Origin of the sequence: Streptomyces olivaceoviridis (assembly GCF_014650115.1) — a bacterium.
In the GTDB taxonomy this organism is placed as follows: domain Bacteria; phylum Actinomycetota; class Actinomycetes; order Streptomycetales; family Streptomycetaceae; genus Streptomyces; species Streptomyces olivaceoviridis.
In genome coordinates this window covers 180556-199088 of record NZ_BMUI01000008.1, presented here as the reverse complement: position 1 = coordinate 199088, position 18533 = coordinate 180556, and the positions used below count along the sequence as shown (strand labels likewise).

The 18533-nt window shown below is 71.7% G+C and carries 16 protein-coding genes; 12 read left to right on the top strand and 4 right to left on the bottom strand.

Features of this window, described 5'->3' with window-relative positions; translation table 11 throughout:
• Genes IE273_RS17965 through IE273_RS17935 form a run of 7 tightly spaced genes read left to right on the top strand, consistent with a single transcriptional unit; the run spans position 1 to position 7123 of the window.
• Complete coding sequence (locus IE273_RS17965) at positions 1-609, top strand: nucleotide exchange factor GrpE (RefSeq protein ID WP_189816193.1); 609 nt, start codon at positions 1-3, stop codon at positions 607-609.
• A 6-nt stretch (positions 610-615) separates the two neighbouring features.
• Entirely contained in the window at positions 616-1569 is a 954-nt protein-coding gene (locus IE273_RS17960; RefSeq protein ID WP_189816192.1) for a DnaJ C-terminal domain-containing protein, read from the top strand.
• The gene (locus IE273_RS17955) at positions 1566-1973 is read left to right on the top strand and encodes a chaperone modulator CbpM (RefSeq protein ID WP_189816191.1); all 408 of its coding nucleotides are present in this window, start codon (positions 1566-1568) and stop codon (positions 1971-1973) included. The genes IE273_RS17960 and IE273_RS17955 overlap by 4 nt, the downstream gene beginning before the upstream one ends.
• On the top strand, positions 1964-4603 hold the full coding sequence (gene clpB, locus IE273_RS17950) for an ATP-dependent chaperone ClpB (RefSeq protein WP_189816190.1): 2640 nt from the start codon (positions 1964-1966) through the stop codon (positions 4601-4603). The genes IE273_RS17955 and clpB overlap by 10 nt, the downstream gene beginning before the upstream one ends.
• Positions 4600-5046, top strand: coding sequence for a thioredoxin (gene trxA / locus IE273_RS17945; RefSeq protein WP_189816189.1), 447 nt, complete (start codon positions 4600-4602; stop codon positions 5044-5046). Before clpB ends, trxA begins: the two co-directional genes overlap by 4 nt.
• Positions 5047-5051: 5 nt before the next feature.
• The gene (locus tag IE273_RS17940) at positions 5052-5315 is read left to right on the top strand and encodes a UBP-type zinc finger domain-containing protein (RefSeq protein WP_189816188.1); all 264 of its coding nucleotides are present in this window, start codon (positions 5052-5054) and stop codon (positions 5313-5315) included.
• On the top strand, positions 5315-7123 hold the full coding sequence (locus IE273_RS17935) for an FAD-dependent oxidoreductase (RefSeq protein ID WP_189816187.1): 1809 nt from the start codon (positions 5315-5317) through the stop codon (positions 7121-7123). The genes IE273_RS17940 and IE273_RS17935 overlap by 1 nt, the downstream gene beginning before the upstream one ends.
• Positions 7124-7360: 237 nt before the next feature.
• On the opposite strand, the gene IE273_RS17930 is transcribed toward IE273_RS17935, so the two are convergent.
• The 3 genes from IE273_RS17930 to IE273_RS17920 form a co-directional block, all read right to left on the bottom strand.
• A complete protein-coding gene (locus tag IE273_RS17930; RefSeq protein WP_189816186.1) occupies positions 7361-9820 on the bottom strand; it encodes a glycoside hydrolase family 65 protein in 2460 nt (819 codons plus the stop codon).
• Between the two features lie 55 nt (positions 9821-9875).
• A complete protein-coding gene (locus IE273_RS17925) occupies positions 9876-10751 on the bottom strand; it encodes a universal stress protein (protein ID WP_189816185.1) in 876 nt (291 codons plus the stop codon).
• A 239-nt stretch (positions 10752-10990) separates the two neighbouring features.
• Positions 10991-11896, bottom strand: a complete 906-nt coding sequence (locus IE273_RS17920; protein ID WP_189816184.1) for a pyridoxamine 5'-phosphate oxidase family protein — start codon at positions 11894-11896, stop codon at positions 10991-10993.
• Between the two features lie 116 nt (positions 11897-12012).
• Between IE273_RS17920 and IE273_RS17915 the strand changes: the two genes are divergently transcribed.
• A complete protein-coding gene (locus IE273_RS17915) occupies positions 12013-12687 on the top strand; it encodes a CBS domain-containing protein (RefSeq protein ID WP_189816183.1) in 675 nt (224 codons plus the stop codon).
• Positions 12688-12700: 13 nt separating this feature from the next.
• On the opposite strand, the gene IE273_RS17910 is transcribed toward IE273_RS17915, so the two are convergent.
• Positions 12701-12988: a DUF1876 domain-containing protein gene (locus tag IE273_RS17910; protein ID WP_189816182.1), complete on the bottom strand. Its 288-nt coding sequence runs from the start codon at positions 12986-12988 to the stop codon at positions 12701-12703.
• 843 nt (positions 12989-13831) lie between these two features.
• Here IE273_RS17910 and IE273_RS17905 point away from each other — a divergent pair.
• From IE273_RS17905 to IE273_RS17890, 4 genes are all read left to right on the top strand, one after another.
• Positions 13832-15307 (top strand): bifunctional aminoglycoside phosphotransferase/ATP-binding protein, encoded by a 1476-nt coding sequence (locus tag IE273_RS17905; protein ID WP_189816323.1) that lies wholly within the window; start codon positions 13832-13834, stop codon positions 15305-15307.
• A 353-nt stretch (positions 15308-15660) separates the two neighbouring features.
• Entirely contained in the window at positions 15661-16845 is a 1185-nt protein-coding gene (locus IE273_RS17900; protein WP_189816181.1) for a 4Fe-4S dicluster domain-containing protein, read from the top strand.
• Complete coding sequence (locus tag IE273_RS17895; protein ID WP_189816180.1) at positions 16842-17660, top strand: FAD/NAD(P)-binding protein; 819 nt, start codon at positions 16842-16844, stop codon at positions 17658-17660. Before IE273_RS17900 ends, IE273_RS17895 begins: the two co-directional genes overlap by 4 nt.
• A 1-nt stretch (position 17661) precedes the next feature.
• On the top strand, positions 17662-18510 hold the full coding sequence (locus tag IE273_RS17890) for an NADH-quinone oxidoreductase subunit B family protein (protein ID WP_189816179.1): 849 nt from the start codon (positions 17662-17664) through the stop codon (positions 18508-18510).
• Positions 18511-18533 lie beyond the last annotated feature (23 nt).

Here is an 18533-nt window from a genome sequence, read left to right as displayed (position 1 = left end):
ATGCCCACCCACCCCCAGGAACCCGACCGGGCCGCCTCGGATCAGGGCGTACGGGTCCCGGAAGGCGCCCGACGCCCTCCTCGCGGGGATTTGCCCCAACCGAGCCCGCCCCGGCCCGAAGCGGCGAACGGCGAACCGGGACCCGATGCCGCCGGCCCCGCGCGTGCCGAGGACGAGTACACGACCGCGATCCAGGAACTGGAGGACCGCTGGCGGCGCGCACTCGCCGACCTCGACAACCTTCGCAAGCGTCACGCCAGGGAACTGGAGCGCGAACGGGCGGTCGAGCGGTCCCGCACGGCGGCCGCCTTCCTGCCCGTCCTCGACAACCTCGAACTCGCCCTGACCCACGCCGGCGCCGATCCGGGCGCGATCGTGGAGGGCGTACGAGCCGTACGCGACCAGGCGGTGAACGCCCTCGAACTGCTCGGCTACCCCAGGTATGCGGAGACCGGCGTCGCCTTCGACCCGGCCCGGCACGAGGTGGTCGGTGTCGTCCAGGACCCCGACGCCCCACCGGGCACCGTCGTCGAGGTGCTGCGCCCCGGCTACGGGGACGGCGAACGGCAGCTCAGGCCCGCCGCCGTGACGGTCGCGAAGCGGGAGTGACCGGTCATGGCACGGGACTTCTACGAGGTACTGGGCGTGTCGCGGACCGCGAGCCAGGACGAGATCCAGCAGGCATATCGCAAACTCGCCCGCAGGTACCACCCGGATGTCAACAAGGATCCCGGGGCGGAGGAGCGCTTCAAGGACCTCAACGAGGCATACAGCGTCCTGTCCGATCCCAAGACCCGAGCCCGCTACGACCGCTTCGGCGAGGATTTCCGTAAGATCCCGGAGGACTTCGACGAACGGGTCGCGGCGGGAGCGGGCGGCGGCTTCCGCGGTCGGAGGACCGCGGGCCGTGGCGGTCCTCGCGTCCGGTACGCCACCGGCTTCGGCGACGACTTCGGCGCGGAGGGCATCGACATCGAGGACCTGCTCGGCTCCGTGTTCGGAGCCGGCGCCGCCCGGGGCGGCGTCCCCGGAGCGGACCAGGAGGCCGAACTGCCGCTCACCGTCGAAGAGGCGTACCGAGGCGGCCGTCGCACCGTCACGCTCGCCGGCTCCACCGGGCAGCCGCGGCGCTACGAGGTCGACGTGCCAGCGGGCGTCACCGACGGGCAGCGCATCCGGCTGGCCGGTGAAGGTGGCCGGGGCAGTGGTGACGCCGCCGCGGGCGACCTGTACCTGCGGGTGCGTATCCAGTCCCATCCCCGGTTCCGGCTGGACGGCCGTGACGTACACGTCCAGGTCCCGGTCGCGCCGTGGGAGGCGGCCCTGGGTGCGACCGTGCCGGTGCCGACGCCCGGCGGCGGCACTGCCAAGGTCACGGTGCCCGCAGGTTCGTCCAGCGGCCGGCGGCTGCGGCTGCGCGGCGAGGGCATGCCGAACCCGCGGGGCGCGAACGGCGACCTGTACGCCGAGCTCCGTGTCATGGTGCCTCCCGCCCTCGGTGACCGGGAGCGCGAACTGTTCGAGGAGCTCGCCGCCACCTCCACGTTCGACCCCAGGAGGACGCGATGAACGAACGACCCGCGGGAGCGGGAGGCATCGGCCGGGCCGGGGTGGGCGCCCGTCCGGTACGAACGGGCGCCGACATCACCGCCTCGACGGCTGTCCGGTACGCGCTCGTGCCCGTCCCCAGGCTTTCCCTGGCCGCCGTGGCCCGTCGCTCGGGCCTCCACCCCGATCTGATCCGCCGGTTCGTCGCCCTCGGCCTGGTCGACGCCGAACGCGACTCCGGGGGGCGACTGGTGTTCGACCCCACGGCTCCGGCGGTTCTCGCCCGTATCCAGCGGCTGCGCACCGGACTCTGCCTCAACTACGCATCCATCGGCCTGGTGCTCGACCTGCTGGACCGCATCAGCTTGCTCGAAGCCGCCCTGCGCCGCGCCGGTACGAGGAGTGAAACACCCCCATGGACATGAACCGTCTCACCCAGAAGTCCCAGGAAGCCCTCCAGGCGGCCCAGAGCGCGGCCGTCGGCATGGGGCAGACCGAGGTCGACGGGGAACACCTGCTGCTCGCGCTTCTCGATCAGGAGGACGGTCTGATCCCACGGTTGCTGCAACAGGCCGGCACCAGGCCGAAGGAGCTGCGCGCGGCCGTGCGCGAGGAACTCTCCCGCCGCCCGAAGGTCACCGGTCCCGGCGCGGCACCCGGCCAGGTCTTCGTCACTCAGCGCCTGTCCCGCCTGCTCGATGCCGCCGAGCGGGAGGCCAAACGCCTCAAGGACGAGTACGTGTCGGTGGAGCACCTCCTGCTCGCCCTGGCCGAGGAGGGCTCGGCGACCGCCGCCGGACGCCTGCTCAAGGAGCACGGCGTGACCCGGGATTCGTTCCTGGGCGCGCTCACCCAGGTCCGCGGCAACCAGCGCGTCACCTCCGCCAACCCCGAAGTGGCCTATGAGGCTCTGGAGAAGTACGGCCGTGACCTCGTCCTCGAGGCTCGGTCCGGGCGGCTGGACCCGGTCATCGGCCGTGATGCGGAGATCCGCCGCGTCACCCAGATCCTCAGCCGCAAGACCAAGAACAACCCCGTCCTCATCGGCGATCCCGGCGTCGGCAAGACCGCCATCGTCGAGGGCCTGGCCCAGCGCATCGTTCGCGGCGACGTCCCCGAGGGCCTGCGCGAGAAGACGGTGTTCGCTCTCGACATGGGCTCCCTGGTCGCCGGCGCCAAGTACCGCGGCGAGTTCGAGGAACGCCTCAAGGCCGTCCTGTCCGAGGTGAAGGCCGCCCAGGGGCGCATCCTGCTCTTCATCGACGAACTCCACACCGTCGTAGGCGCGGGCGCCGCCGAAGGGGCCATGGACGCGGGCAACATGCTCAAGCCGATGCTCGCCCGCGGCGAACTCCACATGATCGGCGCCACCACCCTCGACGAGTACCGCAAGCACATCGAGAAGGACGCCGCCCTCGAACGCCGCTTCCAGCAGGTCCTGGTCGACGAGCCGAGCGTGGAGGACACCATCTCCATCCTGCGCGGACTGCGCGAACGCCTGGAGGTCTTCCACGGCGTGAAGATCCAGGACACCGCACTGGTCTCCGCGGCCACCCTCAGCCACCGCTACATCACCGACCGGTTCCTGCCCGACAAGGCCATCGACCTCGTCGACGAGGCGTGCGCCCGGCTGCGCACCGAGATCGACTCGATGCCCGCCGAACTCGACGAGATCACCCGCCGCGTCACCCGCCTGGAGATCGAGGAGGCGGCCCTGTCCAAGGAGACCGACCCCGCCAGCAGAACTCGCCTGGAGGAACTGCGCAAGGAACTGGCCGACCTGCGTGGCGAGGCCGACGCCAAACACGCCCAGTGGGAGGCCGAACGGCAGGCCATCCGCCGCGTGCAGGAGCTGCGCCAGGAACTGGAGCGGGTCCGCCACGAGGCGGAGGAGGCCGAACGCGCCTACGACCTCAACCGCGCCGCCGAACTCCGCTACGGCCGCCTCCAGGACCTGGAGCGCCGGCTGAAGGCAGAGGAGGAGCAACTGGCCACCAAACAAGGGCAGAACCGGCTGCTGCGCGAGGTCGTCACCGAGGAGGAGATCGCCGAGATCGTCGCAGCCTGGACCGGCATCCCCGTCGCCCGTCTCCAGGAGGGCGAACGCGAGAAGCTGCTGCGCCTCGACGAGATCCTGCGCGAGCGCGTCATCGGCCAGGACGAGGCCGTCAAACTCGTCGCCGACGCCATCATCCGCGCCCGCTCCGGCATCCGCGACCCGCGCCGCCCCATCGGCTCGTTCATCTTCCTCGGCCCCACCGGCGTCGGGAAGACCGAGCTGGCCAAGACCCTCGCGGAGGCCCTGTTCGACTCCGAGGAGAACATGGTCCGCCTCGACATGAGCGAGTACCAGGAGCGGCACACCGTCAGCCGGCTCATGGGCGCACCACCCGGATACGTCGGCTACGAGGAAGGCGGCCAGCTCACCGAGGCCGTACGCCGCAAGCCGTACTCGGTCGTGCTGTTCGACGAGATCGAGAAGGCGCACACCGATGTCTTCAACACCCTGCTGCAGGTCCTCGACGACGGCCGCATCACCGACTCCCAGGGCCGAACCGTCGACTTCCGCAACACCGTGATCATCATGACGTCGAACATCGGCTCCGAGCACCTCCTCGACGGAGCCACCGCCGAGGGCGAGATCAAGCCGGACGCCCGCGCCCTGGTGATGGGCGAGCTGCGCGGGCACTTCCGCCCGGAGTTCCTCAACCGCGTCGACGACATCGTGCTGTTCAAACCGCTCGGTGAGCGGCAGATCGAGCGGATCGTGGAGCTGCAGTTCGACGAGCTGCGCCGCCGGCTCGCCGAACGCCGCATCACCATCGAACTCACCGAAGCGGCCCGGGAGTTGATAGCCCACCAGGGATACGACCCGGTATACGGGGCCCGGCCGCTGCGCCGCTACATCTCCCACGAGGTCGAGACGATGGTCGGGCGCGCCCTTCTGCGCGGTGACGTCCAGGACGGCGCGACGGTCCGCGTCGACGCCGAACACGGAGAACTGGTGGTCACCTACGACCAGCCGGAGAACGTGAGGGGAGCGCGGGCGGCATGAGCACGATGCAGGCGACGACCGTCAGGTGTCCCAACTGCGGGCGCACCAACCGGGTGCCCGTGGCCGCGGAGGGCCGCCCCAGGTGCGGCCACTGCGAGCAGCCCCTGCCGTGGATGGTGGACGCGGGCGACGACGACTTCACCGAGGTCGCCGAAAGGGCCGACCTCCCCGTCGTGGTCGACCTGTGGGCCACCTGGTGCGGCCCCTGCCGCATGGTCAGCCCCGCATTGGAGAAGGTCGCCACCGATCTCGCCGGCCGAATCAAACTCGTCAAGGTCGACGTCGACAAGAACCCACGACTGTCGCAGCGTTTCGAGGTCCAGGCCGTACCGACACTGCTGATCCTCGACCAGGGCGAGACGGTCGCCCGGCAGGCGGGGGCGGTGCCCGCCCCCGCTCTGCGCCAGTGGGTGGAACAGTCGATCACCGCCCGGAAAGGGTGATCCGGATGACCCTGCACGCAGACCCCCACCTCGCGCTCGTCCGGCCGGTCCAGCCGCTGACCCCAGAAGGATGTCAGGAGTGTCTGACGCTCGGCTCCCCGTGGGTCCACCTGAGGCTCTGCCTGACCTGCGGGCACGTCGGCTGCTGCGACTCCTCGCCGAACAAGCACGCGCGCAGGCACGCAGCTGCCGTCGCCCATCCGATCGTGCAGTCGCTCCAGCCCGGCGAGGAATGGCGCTGGTGCTACGTTCACGAGGCGTTCGTCTGATGTCCGGCGACCAGTCGCTGCCGGGCGAAGAACCGGTGCCGGAGGAAGCGGACGAGGCCGCCTTCTGGGAGACCCCGGACATCTACGGTGCGTATCCGCGCCTCACGGAGGACCAGACAGCACGTTTGGGGGAGCACGGGCAACGCCGGAACATGGCTCCGAACGACGTGCTGATCCGGGAGGGGGAGCGCTGCGAGACGTTCTTCGTCGTCCTCAGCGGTACCGTCGCCGTCGTCGAGGACTACGGCACTCCCGAGGAGCACGTGCTGCGCGTGCACGGCCCCGGTCGTTTCATCGGCGAACTCGGCCTGCTGTACGGACAGGTAGCCTTCTACACCGCTGTCGCCAAGGAGCCGGGCGAGGTTCTCGTCGTCTCCTTGGACCAGTTGCGCCACCTGGTGTCCCAGGACTCCACCATCGGGGACATCGTGCTGCGCGCCTGTCTGTGCCGTCGCGCGCTGCTCGTCGGACAGGGCGCCGGCTTCCGCATCATCGGCTCGCGCTACTCGCCCGACACCAGACGGCTGCGCGAGTTCGCCGTCCGCAACCGGCTGCCGCACCGCTGGATCGACCTGGAGACCGACGAGGAGGCCGAGGAACTGCTGCGCCGCTTCGGCGTCGGCCCGGCGGAGACACCACTCGTCATCTGGCGGGACACCACCCTGTTGCGCAACCCCAGCAACGCGGAACTGGCCCGGCTCATCGGCCTGCCGTCACTACCCGCCGGAAACCGTCACGGCGACGTCCTCATCGTAGGCTCCGGACCCGCCGGCCTCGCTGCAGCGGTGTACGCGGCCTCCGAGGGCCTGAGCACCACGGTGGTGGAGGCGATGGCCACCGGCGGCCAGGCCGGCACGTCGTCCCGCATCGAGAATCTGCTCGGCTTCCCATCCGGCATCTCCGGCGCCGAACTCACCGAACGGGCCGTGCTCCAGGCCGACAAGTTCGGCGCCAGGATCAGCATTCCGCTGGAGGCGACCGGTCTCCGTCCCAAGGACGAGGACCACTACGTGGTGGCGTTCGCCGACGGCAGCGAGATCGCCGCCCGCGCCATCGTCCTGGCCATGGGTGCCCGCTACCGCCGGCTCCAGGTGCCCGGCATCGAACGCCTGGAGGGAACGAGCGTGCACTACTCAGCGACCGTCTACGAGGCCCAGCAGTGCCGCACCGACCCGGTGGCCGTCGTCGGCGGAGGCAACTCGGCGGGCCAGGCGGTGCTGTTCCTCGCCGGGTACGCGCCGAAGGTGCACCTGCTGGTCCGAGGAGCCAGCCTTGAGGCCGACATGTCCCGCTACCTGGTCGACCAGGTCGAGCGCCATCCGCGGGTGGAGGTCATGCTGCACACCGAGGTCACCGAGGTCATCGGCCAGGAAGTGCTGGAGGAGCTCGACGTGGTCGACAACCGCACGGGCGGGCACCGCCGGCTCGCGGTACGGAGCCTGTTCGTCTTCACCGGCGCCGACCCCCACACCGAGTGGCTCGCCGGCATCATCGCCCTCGACTCCCGCGGCTTCGTCCTCACCGGGCCGGAGGCCCAGGAAGCCTGCGCCCACCCCGAGGTGTGGCACGGCCGCGGGCGCTCGTGCATGACCCTGGAGGCCAGCCTGCCCGGGGTCTTCGCGGTAGGGGACGTCCGCAGCGGCTCGGTGAAGCGGGTGGCCTCCGCGGCCGGTGAGGGCGCGATGGCCATCCACTTCGTGCACCGGCACCTGGGGCACTCGGCTGTACCCGGCACCACGGGCGCTGTCGCGGGCCACTCGGACGTCTCCCCACGCATACGTCACAACGAGTCCGCATGGCTCGCATGACGAATGGCGCCCGGCCGGCGCCACGGCGGTGCGGCCACGGGCGCGAGAGGCCGCCGGGGACCCCACGGGAGGCCGGGAGGCTCTTGTTCGGGCTGACGTGACTGAAGGGGAACACGCGCAACGGGAGGCTACGCGAGAACTACACTGACGGGGTCTCGCGCCAAGGCGGACATCTGACACGGAGGGGCGCGCGTCGGCGATGCTCTCGTGGCCTCCCGTAACCCCTGGTTCGCACTGTCAAGACCATGATCGTCGAGCACCGCCGATTGGAGAACGCCGAGCCGGGGAGCGGTCCGGGGGGTCCGGCACCACGAGCGAGCGGGTTTCCCCCGGCGCGATGGTCACCGCCCGGTCGGCCAGCACCACGCGAATCGGGGATTCCTCCGAGTCCGGCACGCTGATCTCCAACTGCCCGCTCCGGCGGTGTACGCCTACGCCCCAGTGACCGCGATAGTGCACCGTGAACCCGTACTCGGAGAGGGCCGGGAGCGGCACGGGGTCCAGCCACAGGGCGTCCTCACGTGTCTCCAGTCCCGACAGGCCGCGCTGGACCAGGTCGAGGGTCCCGGCCATGGCCCCGAGATGGACACCCTCGCCGGTTGTGCCGCCCTGGATGTCGGCGACGTCCGCCTCCAGGGCCTCGTGCACGTACTGCCATGCTTCGGCCCGTCTGGCCCTGGCCAGGACGAAGCCGTGGACGAGTTCGCTGAGGGTGGAGCCGTGACTGGTGCGCCGCAGGTAGTAGTCGACGGTGCTGCGCCAGATGTCGTCGTCCAGGTCGTACCCGAGACGGCGGAACAGGGCCCGCAGTTCGGCGGGTGAGAACAGGTAGCCGAGCATCAGGACGTCCGCCTGCTTGGACGCCTTGTAGCGGTTGACCGTGTCGCCCTCCGCTTCCAGGATCCGGTCCAGCCTGCGGATGGTGCTGTAGCGCGCACGGTAGGCGTCCCAGTCCAGCTCGGCGAGGTCGTCGTAGCCCTCGAACTGGCTGATGACTCCCCGGTGGAACGGCACCCGCAGCCGGCGGGAGACCTCCTCCCACTCCTGCAACTCGCCGGCTTCGAGCCGGAGTCGGTCGAGCAGCTCCTCGCGCCGCCATGCGGGCAGGCGCCGCAGCAGATGCAGGGCGCGGGTGAGGACCCAGGCCGCGGTGACGTTGGTGTAGGCGTTGTCGTCCAGCCCCGGCCAGGGGGCACCCGGATAGCCGTCGTGGTACTCGTCGGGGCCGACGACCCCGCGGATCCGGTAGCGGCCCGTGCCGGGGTCGAAGGCGGCGAGGTCCGCCCAGAAGCGGGAGATCTGCAACAGCATCTCGGCGCCCCTGGTGTGCAGGTACTCCGTGTCGCCGGTGGCCTCGCAGTACTGCCAGACGTTGTAGGCGATCGCCGAACCCACGTGGTGCTGGAGGCGGGAACGGTCCGGCAGCCAGCGGCCCGAGGCGGGGTTGAGGTGCCATTCCTGGGACTCCTCACGGCCGTCGCTGCCGCTCTGCCACGGGTACATCGCGCCGGATCGGCCGGTCGCGGCCGCGGTCCGGCAGGCGCGCGGGAGCCGCCGGTAGCGGTAGTCCAGCAGGGATCGTGAGATCTCGGGGAAGTGCAGGTTGAGGTAGGGCAGGACGAAGAGCTCGTCCCAGAAGACATGCCCGCGGTACGCCTCGCCGTGCAGCCCCCGGGCGGGCACTCCCACATCCAGGTCCGCGGTGTGGGGCGACAGCGTCTGCAGGACGTGGAAGAGGTGGAAGCGCAGGATGCGGCCGGCTTCTCCGGGCACCTGGATGTCCGCGCGTCGCCACAGCCGCTTCCAGACGGCGGCATGGGAGTCCACCAGAGCCCGGAAGTCCGGTGCCGTGCTCACCCGGTCGACCGCGTCGCCGAGTGGGTCGCTGATCGCCGTGTCCCGCGAGGTGTGGAGCGCCACGGTCTTGTCCACGGTGATGGTCCGGTCCGCTGCGAGGGCGATCACCAGTCGGTGGACCGCGCGTTGGCGACCGGGGCGGAGCACCGACGAGGCCGGAACCCCGTCGGCGGTGACCGTGGTCCGGGCGGCCAGGGCGACGGAGATGCGCGACGTGCTGGTCCGGCAGGTCAGCCAGACGGTGTGGGGCTCGTGGGCGCCGGTGCGCACATCGGTCACATGGTGGCGGTTGAGGGCGCGGTAACGGTGCACGTTTCCGTTGATCACCTCACCGTCGATCGAGCTCTCGATCTCGATCTCGCCTGACCAGTCCTCGGCCGTGACCACCGTGCGCAGCGCGGCCAGGTGGGGATCCCCCATGTGCACCAGGCGGATCTGCTCGACGCCGAGCACACCCCTCCCGCCCGTCCGGTGGTGGAAGGACCGGGTGAGCGTGCCCCGGCGCAGATCCAGGGTGTGCCTGTGGTCGAGGAGGGTGTGGGTGCCGGGGGAGATCCACGGACCCCACGTTCCCTCGGCGGGGCGCAGACGGAATCGGAGAAGCAGCCAGTTCGGGAGGTTGACCAGATCCTCGTTCACCACACGCCGTCCCGTCACGGTCGACTCCAGACGGTTGTAGCAGCCGGCCACATAGGTCGCCGGGTAGTGCACCAGGCCGGCCCGGCGCTCGGGCAGCGCGCCCCGCGTGGCGAAGTATCCGTTACCCAGGGTGCAGAGGGATTCGCGCAAGCGCTCGGTGGCGGGGTCGTAGCCCGTCCACTCCCACGTCCACTCCGGCATCCGCCACCTTCCTGTCCTCCGGAGGCCCTGGAAGCCCACGTACGAGTGGTGCGTGTCAGGCCGGTTGCGGTACGACGGCGACCGGGCAGTCGGAGTGGTGCAGGAGGGTGTGCGCGACCCTCCCGAGCTGGAGACCGAAGTATCCGTGCCGTCGCTGGGCGCCGACGACGATCAGGTCGGCCTCGGCCGACGCCCTCAGGAGAACCCGGTGGGCGGGGCCTTCGAGCGGCTGACGTCGGACATCGACCTGTGGGTGCTTGCGCGCGGCCTCGCGCAGCGCGTCGTCGAGGTAGGTGGAAGCCCGCTCCTCGCGCAGCCGGGCGGCGTCGTCGGCGATCAGCATGTGGTCCACGGGTTCCTGCGACGGGTGGCACCAGGCCCGTACGGCCGTCAGGGCGCAGCCGCGCACCTCGGCCTCGCGGACGGCGAACCGAACCGCCGCCGCGCTGCCGGTCGCGTCCCCGACCCCCACGACGACGCGGCCCAGGGCTTCCCGGCGGTTCGGATCCGCGCCCCGCACCACGACGACCGGGCAGACGGCGCGTGCCGCGACCGCGAGGCTCACGGACCCCAGGAGCATCCCGGCGATCCCGCCTCGCCCGCGTGAGCCCGTGACCAGAGCGAACGCCTCGGGGCCCGCCCGAAGCAGCGCCGACACCGCGTCCTCGGCCAGTACCCCACCCGAGACCTTCACTTCGGGGTTGCGGTGCCGGGCCCGTTCCACGCAGGACGCGACGATGTGCTCGGCCATGACCTTGTCGGCCGGGCGGTCCCTGGTGAAGGACGGCTGGACCCCCTCGTAGCTCTCCCACAGGGAGGCATGGGCGAGGCGAAGGGGCAGCCCGTGCCGTGCCGCCTCGTCCACGGCCCAGTCGACCGCCGCCAGGCTGGAGTCCGATCCGTCGACGCCCACAACCAGTGGGAGGTCCATCACCGTCACCGCCTTCGCCTCCGGTCGCCGAGAGCCCCCTGTGAATACCGTCGCACTGACTGCTCCACGCCGCGACACGCCACCGGGCCGCCGCGCTGCCGGTGGGCCGGTGGTCGGTGGCCGAGCCGACCCCCTCAGGACGAACACCATGTCAGCGGCGGGGAGCGGGTCGTCGGTGTGGTGCCCGAGGGCGACCTGGCGCTCCGGTTCACCGCGCGGGGCGGGTGGACCGTGGCCGGCTACTGGTCCGCCGGGGTTATCCGGCGGCCCGTGAGGCTCGTGGGCCGGATCGACACCCACATCTCGCGCTCACCACCGGCCCAGGGGGTGGTGTGCGCGTGCTGGGTGAGTCTGCGCGTCGCCTCCGGATCCGTCACCTCGCTCGCGGGGCCGACGGCGAGCACGCTCCAGCCCTGGCTCAGAGCGTCGTCCACGTGGTCGACCTCGAAGGCGACCTCCGTGCCCGCTGCCGCCGCGGGCACGGAGCCGGGCGCGGTCCGGAAGACGATGGTGTCGCCCACGATCGTGTAGTTGACCGGGACGACCGCCGGGCGGCCGTCGGGCGCCGACACCGACACACGCCCTACGCCGTGCGTGGACAGCAGGGTGCGGCATTCCTCCGGGCCGAGGTCTCGCAGCCGGGGGTGGAGCAGGGCACGGCCCTGGCCCGGTGGGAGATCCATCCCTCCGCCACGCAGCGCCGCGACCGTGGTGCCCAGCGCGTCGGCCAGTCTGATGAGGGTCGCCAGAGTCGGGTCGGCGGGCCTCTCCTCCAGGTATGCGAGGTAGTCGGGCGACATCCGGGCGCGGCCGGCGGTGACCTCCCGGCTGAGCCCGCGCCTGCGCCGTTCCTCGGCGACGCGCCGGCCGATGTCCCCGGCGTCGGTCGCTCCGGCCGGACGGGTGGCGGAGGGCACGGCCCTCGTCCGTTCTCCGCGCTCGGACGCGGTCTGTTCGTGATCGAGGTGGCGGATGTGGGCGTCGGGCCCGGGGAACACGAGCGTCACTTCGTCCGTGTCCGACCACCGTACGTCGTAAGGGGGCGTTCCGTCGTCGTGGTGCAGTCCGACGATCTCGCCGTCGCGCCTGGCGACACCGGTCGCCGGGCTCTCGATGACGAGTTGGTCCCCGAGGTGAGCTCGCATGATCGCCGCCCTCTCCTCAGAATGGTGCTGTATCCAACCTGCCACGCGGGCCGCACGGCCGCACGGGGCGGCAGTCCCCGTTCCGCGAGGTGGACGGCCTGTATCCGGGAGGCGACATGCACCATCGAACGGTCGAGGAGCTCATGAGCCGGAACGTCGTCCGGGCGCGGCCTGACACGCCGTTCAAGGAGCTCGTCAGGCTGCTGGAGGAGAACGACGTGACCGCCCTGCCGGTGGTGGACGAACTGGACCGCCCGATGGGTGTCGTGTCCGAGGCGGACCTGCTGCGCAAGAGCGCCGACCAGACCGATCCCACGGGCCGGACCCCCATGCCGCACCTGGAGGCCTGGGAACGGGCCAAGGCCGAGGGCTCCCGCGCCGAGGAACTGATGTCCGCTCCCGCCGTGTGCGCACGGCCGGAGTGGACCGTGGTCGAGGCCGCCCGGCTCATGGAGACCCAGAACGTCAAACGACTGCCCGTGGTGGACGACGCGGACCGGCTCCTGGGCATCGTCAGCCGCAGGGATCTGCTGCGGGTCTTCCTCCGCCGTGACGAGGCCCTCCGGGAGGAGATCACCGGTGAACTCCTGCGGCGGACCCTCGGGCTCGATCCGCGGGACGTGACCGCGGAGGTGCGTGACGGGCGGGTGACGCTCACCGGCACCGTCGAGTACAGGAGTCTGATTCCCGTCGTCGAGCAGTTGTGCCGGGGTGTCGACGGCGTGGTGTCGGTGTCCGGGAATCTCTCCTACCGGAAGGACGACTCGCGGGACGCGTCCGGCGACAGCTGACCCCCTCGGCCGGTCACGCGGTGCGTCCAGCGGCCCGAGGGGCGCCGGGACGGGACACCGCCATGCCCTGGACGTCGCGTTCGGCGGCGTTCAGCAGTTGGTGGGCGAGGTCGTACATGGCCCTCCCTGCCGCCAGTTCGTCGCCGATCTCCGGCACGTTCGTGTCCACCGGGTTGCGGTGCGCGGTTCCGTGCCCGGTGAGCGCCGTGGTGCCGGTGTCCAGCGTGACGTGTGCCTTCGTCGTTCCGTCGTCGTCCTCGAAGAGGTGGAGACGCACGCTCCACTGTCCGGTGTGCGACATCGTTCTCTCCTTGCCTGTGTGCGGCGCGCCGGCCGGCGCCCGGCCGGCCACCTCGCGGTCCCGGGTCCTTTCCACGATCGGACGACAGCGCTCCCCGGCCACAGGGGCCGGAAGTCCCTGGCGGACCGGCGACCGGCCCTGGGCGCCGGCCGCCTCCCCGTGCGGGGCGGTCACACCTGGGGGACGACGGTGACGGGACACGGTGCGTGACGCGGCAGTGCGTGGTCGATCAGGCCCTGGTGCGGGCCCGGGTGCCGCCAGTCGTCGACGGGCGCCCACGACCAGCAGATCCGCCGTCGACGCGGCCTCCAGCAGCGCCGGGCGCGCCGGTCGCTCGATCGGTCTTCGGCTCACCGCCGCGTCCCCGAGCATGCCCGACAGGTCTCCGAGTCCGCTTCCAGGCTCGCGTCGGTTCCGGCGGCGCCCACCACCAGAGGAACCGTCACCGCGCCTGACTCCTGTCATGCCGCGTTCCACGGCTCCGGCCCTCCGCCGCGGCCCCCGCGTGCGCCACGGTGAGGCCCAGGGGATCCTCGAAGGGGAGACACCTCGCGCCCGGTCGTTCAAGTGACGTGCGGACCGCGTACCCGGGCGGGCTCGTCCGCCGCGCCCTCCAGCTTCTTGCGAGACGGAGGCCGTCGCCATGCCACCAGTCGTCACAGGCCTCACAGCACGTCCCGGAGCCTGGCCGCCGCCTCGGAGACGGGGGCGGCACGGATCACGGGTGCTTCCCTCTCGCCGCCGTCCCTCATGACCGAGCCCAGTCCTCGCACGTTTCCGGCCGACGCGTCCGCGCTCCGGTCGGCCGCCAGGCACGACGCAGAGCCGCTCCCGCGCGCCGGGGTGTGCGAGACCCACACCGCGACCCTGCTCTTCCTCGGCGACCGGGCCTACAAGCTCAAGAAGCCGGTCGATCTGGGGTTCCTGGACTACACCACGGTCGCGGCACGCCGGACCGCATGCGAGCGCGAAATCACCCTCAACCGCCGGTTCGCCCCCGACGTCTACGTGGGTCTGGGCGAGTTCCGCGGCCCCGATGCGGAGGTGCCCGAACCGGTCGTGGTGATGCGCCGCATGCCGGAGGACCGCCGCCTCTCCCGTCTCGTACGGGCAGGTGCCGCCGTGGACGACGTCCTCCGGACCGTCGCCCGGCACCTGGCGGCGTGGCACGCGGCCGCACCCCGAGGCCGCGACGTGAACGAACAGGGCACGCGGGACGCGCTGTCGGCGCGCTGGGAGGCGAGCTTCGCGCAGCTGCACGCGCTGGCCGCGGAGGGAGTCGTACCCGACTGCCTGGCGGACATCGAGCGGCTGGTGCGCCGCTATCTCGCCGGCCGCAAGCGGCTCTTCGACAGCCGTATCGAGCAGGGACGGGTGGTCGACGGCCACGGCGACCTGCTCACCGAGGACGTGTTCTGCCTCGATGACGGCCCCCGGGTCCTGGACTGCCTGGAGTTCGACGATCGCCTCCGCTACGTCGACGGCCTGGACGACGCCGCCTTCCTCGCCATGGACCTGGAACAGCTCGGCGCTCCGGAGGCCGCGGCGTGCTTCCTCGCCCGATACGGCGAGTACGCGGCGGACCCCGCGCCTCCTTCCTTGTGGCACCACTACATCGCCTACCGAGCCTTCGTCCGTGCCAAGGTCTCGGTGATCCAGGCCCGCCAGGGCGCGCCCGGCGCGGACGCGGCGTCGCGGCGCCTCGCCGTCATGGCACTGCGCCACCTGCGCACCTCCGACGTGGGGCTCGTCCTCGTCGGCGGACTGCCGGGCAGCGGGAAGTCGACACTCTCCGGCGCCCTCGCCGACCGGCTGGGGGTCACCCTGCTCAGCAGCGACCGCATCCGCAAGGAGCTGGCCGGCATCCCGGCCGAGCAGTCCGCGGCCTCCGGCTACGGCGAGGGGCTGTACTCACCCGAGTGGACGGCCAGGACGTACGCCGCCCTGCTCGACCGCGCAGCTCTGCTGCTGTCCTCCGGCGAGTCCGTCGTCCTCGACGCCACCTGGTCCGATTCCGTCCAACGCGAGGCGGCGGTGCGGGTGGCCCGGCGCGCGAGCGCCGAACTGGTGGCCCTGCACTGCCATGTTCCGGGCGATGTGTCGGAGGCTCGCCTGCGCACGCGCGCCCCCGGCGCATCCGACGCAGGCCCCGAGATCGCCCACGCCATGGCCGCGAGCGAACCGCCGTGGCCCGAAGCCGTCCCGGTCGACACCAGCGGCGCGCTGGAACTGGCCGTCTCCCGGGCGCTGACGGCCGTACGCCCGTGGGGAACCGGTCAGGCCCCGGTCTTCCGCCGTCCGTACATGGAGCCGGACTGAGGCACACGCGCGGTTGTGTTGTCCGGGGGCACCGTGGGGGTGACCGTGGAGGTGGGGGGGAGCGAGGAGTGAGTCCGGTGCGCGCGCTCGTCCACCACGGTCCTGCACACACCTGGTCCGTCCCGTCCGCACTGGGTCGAACGGCCCCCGTCCGTGGGCCGGACGGCTCCGGCCCACGCCTGTGGCTCGTCCGGCGTGCGGTCGTGTGACCCGGACGTCTGGGACCAACGGCCCCCGCGGACATGCCCAGGTGGCTCTGTCGGCGTGGCGCCGTACCGGCGATGCTGCCGTTGTGGGCCTGTAGGGGACAGCACGGCCCCAGGTGTCGTCCGCCGTGCCGAAGGAGGTCGGTCATGAGTGCCGACACCCGTGTGAACGCCGTCCCGGCCACCGCGTCCGAGGGGCTCGTGATGGGCAAGGACGGCATGGCCGCGCTCGTGGACGTGCTGGTCCGGCGCGGCTTCACCGTGATCGGCCCCACGGCGCGGGACGGTGCGATCGTGCTGGCGGAGCTGCGGTCGGCCGACGAGCTGCCGTACGGATGGGGCGTGGAACTGGAGGCCGGGCGGTACCGGCTGCGGGAGCGGTCGGACGGCGCGGCCTTCGCGAACGCGGCGGGGCCCCAGTCGTGGAAATCCTTCCTGCATCCGTCGCGGGTGAGGGAGTGGAGCGCCGACCGGGTGGAGGGGGAACTGGTCCTCACGCCCGACCGGGACGCGCCTCCTCGGTACGCGTTCCTCGGTGTGCGCCCCTGCGATCTGCGGGCCATCGCCGTCCAGGACCGTGTGCTGACCGGTGGGGCGTACCGCGATCCCGGCTATACGGGACGGCGCTCCGGGGCCCTGCTGATCGTGGTCGAGTGCACGGAGCCCGGCGCCACCTGCTTCTGCGTCTCGATGGGCACCGGACCGGCTGCCGGTCCCGGTCATGACCTGGTGATGACCGAAGTGGTCGATGCGGACGGGCACCGGTTCTGGATCCGCAGCGGCAGCGAGGAGGGAGCGGAGATCCTGGCCGAGCTGCCCGCCCGTCCGGCCGGCCCCGAAACCCGGGAGAAGGCCCGCGCCGACGTCACAGCCGCTGCGGATCGTATGGGGCGGACCATGCCCGAGGCCGACCTGCGGGAGCTGATGGCCGGAACGCTCGACGCGCCACGCTGGGACGACGTCGCCGGGCGGTGCCTGACCTGCGGCAACTGCACCATGGTGTGCCCCACCTGCTTCTGCACCACCACCGAGGACGTCACGGACCTCACCGGTGACCACGCGGAGCGGTGGCGGCTGTGGGACTCGTGCTTCGACCTGGACTTCTCCCAGCTGCACGGCGGCCCGGTCCGCGCCTCCGCACGCAGCCGCTACCGGCAGTGGATGACCCACAAACTCGGCACCTGGTACGACCAGTTCGGCTCGTCCGGGTGCGTGGGCTGCGGGCGTTGCATCGTGTGGTGCCCGGTCGGCATCGACATCACCGAGGAAGCGGCCGCCCTGCACGACTGGACCCGGTCCGGCGTAACGGCGGCGGAGCCGGAGGAGGGATGACCACCGTGCCGCCCCCGCTGCCGTACCGCGTCGCCGATGCCTGGGACGAGACCGCCGACACCCGGTCGATCGAGCTGGTACCGGCCGGAGAAGCACTCGCGCCCTTCTCACCGGGCCAGTTCGCGATGATCTACGCCTTCGGGATCGGCGAGGTGCCCGTCTCGGCCAGTGCCCTGCGCGGCCGACACGGGGGTCTTGTGCACACCGTGCGCGCGGTGGGCGCGGTCTCGACCGCGCTGTACCGGCTGCGCCCTGGTGACAGCGTCGGACTCGGCGGGCCGTACGGCACCGGCTGGGACCTCGAAGCGGCAGCGGGCCACGACGTACTGGTGGTCGCCGGCGGTATCGGGCTGGCTCCGCTGCGGCCGGTCGTGCACACGGTCCTGGACCGGCCGGCCGAGTACGGTCGGCTCGCCGTCCTGGTGGGCGCCCGCACCCCTGCCGACCTTGTCTACCAGGACGAGATCGAGAGCTGGCGCGGCCCGGCCCGGGTGGAGGCGACCGTCGACCGCCCCGGTCCGGGCTGGCAGGGCGCGGTGGGCGTGGTCACCACCCTCCTCGACCGCCTCGACCTGCGCCCCGAAGGGACCTGCGCGCTGCTGTGCGGCCCCGAGGTGATGATGCGGCACACCGCACGCGACCTCTTGGCGCGGGGCCTGGTCCCGCACCGCATACAGGTCTCGCTGGAACGCAACATGCACTGCGCCACCGGCCACTGCGGCCACTGCCAGCTCGGCCCGCTCCTGCTGTGCCGGGACGGGCCGGTCGTCGGCTACGACCGTGTGGCAGACCTGCTCCTCGTGAGGGAGCTGTGACATGGTCACCGACCTCGGCCCGGTCATCCGCACACGGCCGACGCTCGCCGTGTGGAAGTTCGCCTCCTGCGACGGCTGCCAGCTGACCCTGCTCGACTGCGAGGACGAGCTCCTCGGCCTCACCGGGCGCGTACGGATCGACCACTTCCTGGAGATGACCCCGGCCGAGGGCGCCGACCGGGACCGCGCGCGGCTGGCGGGCCGAGGGCCGTACGACCTCTCCCTGGTCGAAGGCTCGATCACCACCGCCGAGGACGCCGAGCGCATCCAGCACGTCCGCCGCGTCTCCCGCCGTCTGGTGACCATCGGAGCCTGCGCCACCGCGGGCGGCATCCAGGCACTGCGCAACTTCGCCGACGTCGACGACTTCCTCACCGCGGTCTACGCCCAGCCGGAGTACATCGCCACGCTGGAGACCTCGACACCGATCTCGGCCCACGTCCCGGTCGACTTCGAACTGCGCGGCTGCCCCATCGACCGCCGTCAGCTCCTGGAAGTCGTCACCGCCTACCTGGCCGGACGCAAACCCCAGATCTCCGACCACAGCGTCTGCTTCGAGTGCAAGAGGCGCGGCACCACCTGCATCACCGTCGCCCACGGCACCCCCTGTCTGGGCCCGGTCACGCATGCCGGCTGCGGCGCCGTCTGCCCCGCCTACGGCCGCGGGTGCTACGGCTGCTTCGGACCGTCGAGCAAGCCCAACCTGCGCTCGATGGTCGCGCAGTTGCGCCGCGACGGGATGAGCGAGCGGGACATCCAGCGTGTCTTCCGCACCTTCAACGCCGCTTCGCCGGAGTATGCCCCCGTACCCGACCTCGCCGCCGAGGAGCAGCAGAGCCCTCCGGCCTGACGACGTCCCGCAGGAAAGGCTCG

Excerpts from the sequence above, each read along its gene's own strand:
- IE273_RS17890 (WP_189816179.1), top strand. The coding sequence starts at position 17,662 with ATGGTCACCGACCTCGGCCCGGTCATCCGCACACGGCCGACGCTCGCC.
- IE273_RS17915 (WP_189816183.1), top strand. The coding sequence starts at position 12,013 with ATGCACCATCGAACGGTCGAGGAGCTCATGAGCCGGAACGTCGTCCGG.
- trxA (WP_189816189.1), top strand. The coding sequence starts at position 4,600 with ATGAGCACGATGCAGGCGACGACCGTCAGGTGTCCCAACTGCGGGCGC.
- IE273_RS17965 (WP_189816193.1), top strand. The coding sequence starts at position 1 with ATGCCCACCCACCCCCAGGAACCCGACCGGGCCGCCTCGGATCAGGGC.
- IE273_RS17955 (WP_189816191.1), top strand. The coding sequence starts at position 1,566 with ATGAACGAACGACCCGCGGGAGCGGGAGGCATCGGCCGGGCCGGGGTG.
- IE273_RS17925 (WP_189816185.1), bottom strand. The coding sequence starts at position 10,751 with ATGGACCTCCCACTGGTTGTGGGCGTCGACGGATCGGACTCCAGCCTG.
- IE273_RS17940 (WP_189816188.1), top strand. The coding sequence starts at position 5,052 with ATGACCCTGCACGCAGACCCCCACCTCGCGCTCGTCCGGCCGGTCCAG.
- IE273_RS17895 (WP_189816180.1), top strand. The coding sequence starts at position 16,842 with ATGACCACCGTGCCGCCCCCGCTGCCGTACCGCGTCGCCGATGCCTGG.
- IE273_RS17930 (WP_189816186.1), bottom strand. The coding sequence starts at position 9,820 with ATGCCGGAGTGGACGTGGGAGTGGACGGGCTACGACCCCGCCACCGAG.
- IE273_RS17920 (WP_189816184.1), bottom strand. The coding sequence starts at position 11,896 with ATGCGAGCTCACCTCGGGGACCAACTCGTCATCGAGAGCCCGGCGACC.
- IE273_RS17960 (WP_189816192.1), top strand. The coding sequence starts at position 616 with ATGGCACGGGACTTCTACGAGGTACTGGGCGTGTCGCGGACCGCGAGC.
- clpB (WP_189816190.1), top strand. The coding sequence starts at position 1,964 with ATGGACATGAACCGTCTCACCCAGAAGTCCCAGGAAGCCCTCCAGGCG.
- IE273_RS17910 (WP_189816182.1), bottom strand. The coding sequence starts at position 12,988 with ATGTCGCACACCGGACAGTGGAGCGTGCGTCTCCACCTCTTCGAGGAC.
- IE273_RS17935 (WP_189816187.1), top strand. The coding sequence starts at position 5,315 with ATGTCCGGCGACCAGTCGCTGCCGGGCGAAGAACCGGTGCCGGAGGAA.
- IE273_RS17900 (WP_189816181.1), top strand. The coding sequence starts at position 15,661 with ATGAGTGCCGACACCCGTGTGAACGCCGTCCCGGCCACCGCGTCCGAG.